The sequence below is a fragment of the Borrelia crocidurae genome (assembly GCF_000825665.2).
GTDB classification, from domain to species: domain Bacteria; phylum Spirochaetota; class Spirochaetia; order Borreliales; family Borreliaceae; genus Borrelia; species Borrelia duttonii.
The window spans coordinates 29,401-33,591 of sequence record NZ_LN609267.1; the positions used below are offsets into that span (position 1 = coordinate 29,401).

The window sequence follows — 4,191 nt, forward strand, 5'->3', positions numbered from 1 at the left end:
TAAATAACAATATCATTTAATGTTAACGGAATAAAAAAAGTACGTATATGTTTTGAAACAAAAACTAAAGTATTGTTTTTTGTTATCAAAGAAAACATATCATCACCTTGAAAAGTAAAAATTTGTAAAACAAATTTTGTAAAAAAATAATTAGATAGCAAAAATAACAAAATAATTTTAAAAAAAATTTTTCTTCTTTGTTTTCTTAAAAGTCTTTGTTCAAAAGTTAAATAACCGGGCATTTAAATTAAACCTATTCTAGAGAAAGGAAAATACATAAAAAACGCCCTACCAAGAATTTTCTTTTTATCTATAACACCAAAAAACCTTCCATCATAAGAATTGTCTCTATTATCCCCAACAGGTAACACATACCCATAAGGTACATATATTCCATAATCTTTCATTATTGCCTTCTCAATGTAATAATCAACATATGGCATAAAAGCTACTAAATAACGATATTCAAGTCTTTCAATTTCAAATCTATCAATTTCTCTAAGATTAAAAAATGAAAAATCAGATACATTTTCTAAGTTAACATTTAATTGATTTAACGCAATAAACATAGCAAGATTATCATAAACTTTATAATCCACCTCTTCTACATTTTTCTTAACAGTAAAATTATATCCCAATGAAGACTTATAAATATCTTCTTCTATAAATTCTTCCTCACCTTCCCTCTTTACAAACACTAATCCATTCCTAAATCTTACAAGTTTACCATCTGCAAATAATGCTCTTTTTACAAGAAATCTAACACTAGGATTTCCATCTTCATCCTTATCAAGATCGACAAAACTAAAAGTTAGCATATAAAGCAATCTATGCAAAATATCAAAAAAAAGCCCTTTTGATTTATATTCTACATTTTCAAAAATCACAATCTCTGATTCATCTGGTTCCTTTATTCCAACTATCTTACACAATCCCGGCAAAAGTTCAGGACCATAAGAAAACTTATCCACAAACAATAAATCTCCAATCTGAAGAGTATTTTCCATTGAACCTGATGGAATTCTATACGCCTGTAAAAAATATTGATTTATTCCTAAAACAAAAATCGAAGCACCTAAAAGCTCAAGCAAAAAGTTAAGCATAAAACCTCGTTTTTTAGCTCTCAATTTATAAAAATATTTTTTTTGTTTTCTATAAGTTAAATATCTCTCAACAATTCTCACTAAAAAGTTAGCAAAATTATCCAATTTTTCTAAAAACATAAATTTGTCCTCAAGCCTAAATTATACATAAAATCAAAAATTATCAATATATCCAATAACATCTTATATTTAAATACAAAATCTAAAATTCAATACAAATTATCATGTGATATATTTCTTCAAAATTAATACACGCAAAGAAATATAGCAATATTGAATTTCTTTTAATACTTTTCTATAATCACTATGTATGCTCAAAGAGAATGATAGTCTTAATATCACTAAAGAACAACCACTCACAGTAGAACTAAAACCAATATTGGGAATAACTCCAAAAGTTTATGTTTTCTTTACAATGATTATCCTTCCTATAATATTATTACTTGGTTTCATCATAAATGCTAAATTAAATAATCCTGGAGTATATTTAAAAATAAAAACCAATATTAAAAATTCATATGTTTACATAGATGAAAAATATATTGGCAAAACTCCTCTAAACAAATACGTAAACTTTAATAAAGGAACTTTAAAAATTAAAAGATTTGGATTTGAAACTTACGAAACAAAAATTGATATCAAAAATAAATTTTTTACAAATTATAAGCTAAATGTTAATTTAAAACTAATAGCTCCTGAAAAGATCATTGCAAAAAGGCAAAAAGAACTCTCAGTTATGACAAAAATTAAAAATGCTGATGATAACATAAAATTAATTCCAGTATTTTCACTAATTATGAATGATTTACAAAATAACTCAGAATATATCAAAAAATTTTTTCAAACCTCCATTCCACATATACATTCTAATATAATGTTTCAAGACTTTATATCGGCATACAAAACCATATACTCAATCAATGATAATAACAATAAAGAAATATGGACATCTTTAAAACAAAATTTTAATCTAGAAGATAGGGCTATTATTTGGTTTTTTGAAAATTTAGACCCAGAACAACAAAAACAAGTATGTCGCGAAGAATGGTTTAAAACATTTATAGAAAAATTAAAAAATGAAAATAAAATATTAAGTTTTGAAAATCAAAATATAAATTTATCTCTAAATAACTTCAAAAAAATAATATCTCAAAACATTGATAGCATCAAAAATTATAAATTACATTCACAAGATTTAATATTAAAGACTACATATAAATTAAAAGAATTCCTAATCCAGAACAAAAATATTACTAAAGCTGAATATCAAAATTTTTTAGACAAAAATCCTAAATGGGCATTAAATAATAAAAATAACCTTATAAAAGAAGAACTTGTAGATGAAAGTTATCTTAAAACTTTCAATCAAATGCCTTCAAATGAAGATATCACACACATATCTTACTACGCAGCAATGGAATATGCTAAATGGTACTCTTCAACCTTACCTAAAGGATTTAAAGCAAGACTTCCTATATCTCAAGAATGGGAATTGTATCAAAAAGAAGTCCCAAAATCTATAGACAATTTAAATATAAATGAAGTATCTAAAAAAGTTGGATTTTGGAATTTGATGCAAAACTCAAGCTTTAATGAAGTTATATTATTCCAAAACAAAAATGACATATATTCAGAAAACCATAATTTCAATTCACTAATCACAGAGCTTAGAACTTACACTTATACCAATAATTCAACGCTTAAACCTTCAACACAAGCTTCTTTTTTAAAATATTGGTGTTCTCCTAACATTGGATTTAGGCTGGTTATTGAAAAGGAATAAATATGAGCTCAATACTGCTTGAAAACAAAAAAGCAAGATTTAATTACTTTATTGAAGACAGACTAAGTTGTGGCATTGTTTTAAAAGGAACTGAAGTAAAATCTATTAAATTAAAAAAATTTACATTCAATGACAGCTTTGCTAATATAAAAAAAGATGAGATATGGCTTGAAAATTTACATATAGCAAAATACAAAGAAGGTAATATCTTTAATCATGAAGAAACAAGACGTAGAAAATTACTTATAACAAAGAAAGAAATACAAAAATTAAAAAAATTCAAAGAAAAAGAAGGATACACATTGGTTCCTATATCGATATATCTCAAAAATTCGTTAATAAAGGTCGAACTTGGAATATGTAAAGGAAAAAAACTGTTTGACAAAAGAGAAATTTTAAAACAAAAAAGTATCAAAAAAGATCTCAGTCGTGAAATCAAACAATATAAATAAAGAAAACAAAAATCATAAACGCAATAGTTATATTAAAAACACAACATAAACAATTTAAAAGATAACTTAAATAAATACTCATAATATAAACAAAGAGTAGTTACAATTACTAATTATTATAACTACACTCAATGACTTTAATATAAATTTTTACAATTAATATTTCTTAGTAAAAGAAAGTTCAAAGATAACTCTAGAATTTTCATCAAAGCTTAAATCAACTTCAGGATGAAAACCTCCTAATGCAATGCCTAAATTTTGTCTAAGTTTTTTGTTATAGCTAGCCGCATGTGTAAAGGGAAGTACAACTTCAACAATTCGTGTTATAAACATAGTGATTCCTCCTAATGTCATTAGAGATAAACCAACTACTGGGACTTCAACTGACTTAGAATTCAAAGTAGAATATACACCATAACCTAACAAACCCAAACTTAAAGCGTCAAAACCTAAAATCAATAATCCGCCTGTAATGTCACCTTGAACTAAAGAACCTATTCCAAAACCTACAAATAAATTCAATAAAAAAGGAATTAAAGCATTTTGTTTATAACTCTCATAAAGTAATAACTTCTCCAAATTACCGCTACCATTAATGCTGTTACTCCCAATATCCGTCTTCATTTCATCATAACTTTGAGCAAAACTTCCAAAAATACAAAATAAAAGTAAAACTAAAATTAATACTCTCTTCATAAAATACCCCCAAAATAAACAGCCTAGTGTTTGCATTATATACATATTAAAAGCTATTTTGTAATTATTTATTTCTTCTTCTATGATAGTCATAAACATATTTTTTAATAATATTTCTGAAACACTTACATATGAATTTTAACATACGATATAAAAT

Annotated in this window: 4 protein-coding genes and 1 pseudogene; 2 read left to right on the forward strand and 3 right to left on the reverse strand. The window is 25.1% G+C overall.

Translation table 11 applies throughout. From position 1 onward, the window contains the following. Positions 1–242, reverse strand: a pseudogene (locus tag BN1173_RS04405) (signal peptidase I); the annotation flags it as partial. Continuing rightward, a complete protein-coding gene (lepB, locus tag BN1173_RS00180; protein ID WP_040235729.1) occupies positions 243–1,223 on the reverse strand; it encodes a signal peptidase I in 981 nt (326 codons plus the stop codon). A 190-nt stretch (positions 1,224–1,413) separates the two neighbouring features. Here lepB and BN1173_RS00185 point away from each other — a divergent pair, with 190 nt between their 5' ends. Further along, positions 1,414–2,886: an SUMF1/EgtB/PvdO family nonheme iron enzyme gene (locus tag BN1173_RS00185; protein ID WP_040235732.1), complete on the forward strand. Its 1,473-nt coding sequence runs from the start codon at positions 1,414–1,416 to the stop codon at positions 2,884–2,886. A gap of 2 nt (positions 2,887–2,888) precedes the next feature. Next, positions 2,889–3,338 (forward strand): SsrA-binding protein SmpB, encoded by a 450-nt coding sequence (gene smpB, locus BN1173_RS00190; RefSeq protein WP_012537808.1) that lies wholly within the window; start codon positions 2,889–2,891, stop codon positions 3,336–3,338. Positions 3,339–3,494: 156 nt separating this feature from the next. On the opposite strand, the gene BN1173_RS00195 is transcribed toward smpB, so the two are convergent. Further along, a complete protein-coding gene (locus BN1173_RS00195; protein ID WP_014695946.1) occupies positions 3,495–4,034 on the reverse strand; it encodes a P13 family porin in 540 nt (179 codons plus the stop codon). Positions 4,035–4,191: the final 157 nt, after the last annotated feature.